Origin of the sequence: Corynebacterium tuscaniense, from assembly GCF_008693065.1 — a bacterium.
Classification (GTDB): Bacteria; Actinomycetota; Actinomycetes; order Mycobacteriales; family Mycobacteriaceae; genus Corynebacterium; species Corynebacterium tuscaniense.
This window is the reverse complement of the sequence record NZ_VXKH01000123.1, coordinates 1-1,489: the sequence shown is the minus strand read 5'-3', so window position 1 is coordinate 1,489 and position 1,489 is coordinate 1. Positions and strand designations below refer to the sequence as shown.

General features: G+C 64.7%; 2 protein-coding genes and 1 pseudogene. 1 reads left to right on the top strand and 2 read right to left on the bottom strand.

The annotated features are described in order from the left end of the window. Positions 1-216 (bottom strand): annotated as a pseudogene (locus F4V54_RS11680) (LCP family protein); the annotation flags it as partial. 42 nt (positions 217-258) lie between these two features. Further along, a complete protein-coding gene (locus F4V54_RS10765) occupies positions 259-951 on the bottom strand; it encodes a CPBP family intramembrane glutamic endopeptidase (RefSeq protein WP_102724455.1) in 693 nt (230 codons plus the stop codon). A gap of 25 nt (positions 952-976) precedes the next feature. Here F4V54_RS10765 and F4V54_RS10760 point away from each other — a divergent pair. Next, positions 977-1,489: prephenate dehydratase domain-containing protein (locus tag F4V54_RS10760; RefSeq protein ID WP_282958596.1), on the top strand; the 513-nt coding region annotated here is incomplete at its 3' end.

Below are 1,489 nucleotides of genomic sequence, written 5' to 3'. Positions count from 1 at the left end.
CCGCCTCGGCTGGTAGGCACCCTCACCAGGCATGTGCTGGCGGGGCCTGGGTGGGAGGCGCCTTTCCGGCCTATCCGCTCGCGGCGGTTGCGCCGAGCGCTGGGAGGAGCGTCGGCGGATGGGGCGACCGTACCTATCCAGGACGGGTTCCCCATCTTTGCCCAGCAGAAATTCCCCCGAGTGATCCCGGGGGTCGTTGGAATGCGGGTTGGACATGGGGGACATTCTAAACGGTCCAATCCACAAATCCCTGGTGCGTTACAACCCGAGCCATGACAAGTCGAGGTACAGGTACCCCACGTAAGCCACCACGTCGATGAGGAAGTGCGCCAGAATGAGTGGCCACACCTTCCCAGTGCGGGTGAAGAACCACGCGAACACGACGCCCATCACAAAGTTCCCCAAGCCGGCCGAAAAGCCCTGGTAGAGGTGGTAAGAACCCCGCAGTATCGCCGATCCAGCCACAGCGCCCCACACCGGCACATTCAACTGTCTCAGCCGAGTGACTAGCCACAGCACCACCACGATTTCCTCACTGAAGGCATTCGCCGCAGACCACAAGAGCAAAAGTGGCACGCGCGAGGCATCCGTCGCCGGCACCACCTCCGTCGAGAACCCCAGGTGGTACGCCCCCACGTACAGGGCCAAACCCGGAATACCGATGAGCGCCGCCAGCCCCGCACCCCATGCGAGATCCCGCCACGTAGGCCGCTCCACAGGCCGTTCCAGCAGGTAGAGCGCCAACGCGCCCCACGCCAGCAACGTCACCGCGGAGGCGAGCTGGAGGGAGATGTCGAGCCAGGGGAGGGCCGAGACGGCGTCGTTAAGCACAACCTTGTGTTGGTTGAGTGGGGACCGGGCGGCGTCGATAAGCCTTAAAAGGGCCTTGACCCCCGCCATACCGAACGTGACGCACAGAACAATGGCCACCTCGGCAACAAGTCGCTTCATGCGTGCAACTGTAGGCTGGGTAGCTATGACTGCAACCGTCGCGTATCTAGGGCCCGCGGGCACGTTCACGGAGGAGGCGCTGTGGCGGCTCGTGGATGGGCTCGGCGAGATCACGCCGCTGCCCGTCGATTCCCCCTCTGAGGCCCTCAATGCTGTACGCGAAGGCCGCGCGGATTGGACTGTCGTCGCGATTGAGAATTCCGTCGATGGCGCCGTGACCAGCACATCTGACGCATTCCTCGAAGCGCCCGGCGTGCAGGTGTACGGGGAGGTGGAGCTGCCTATCAGCTTCGCCATCATGACACAGCCAGGTTTTTCGCTTGCCGACGCCCAGCGGTTCTCCACCCACCCCGTCGCCCACCGCCAAGTCCGCCATTGGCTTGCGGCGAACTTGCCGGCGGTGGAATACCTCGCAGCGACCTCCAACGCCGCTGCCGCCCAAGCGGTGGCGGAAGGGAAAGCCGATGTCGCCGCCGCGCCGCTGCGTTCCGCCGACCTGTTTGGGCTGGAGGTCCACGCCACCGGCATCGCGGACCTG

Coding starts and splice junctions, on each gene's coding strand:
- F4V54_RS10765 (WP_102724455.1), bottom strand. CDS start 951: ATGAAGCGACTTGTTGCCGAGGTGGCCATTGTTCTGTGCGTCACGTTC.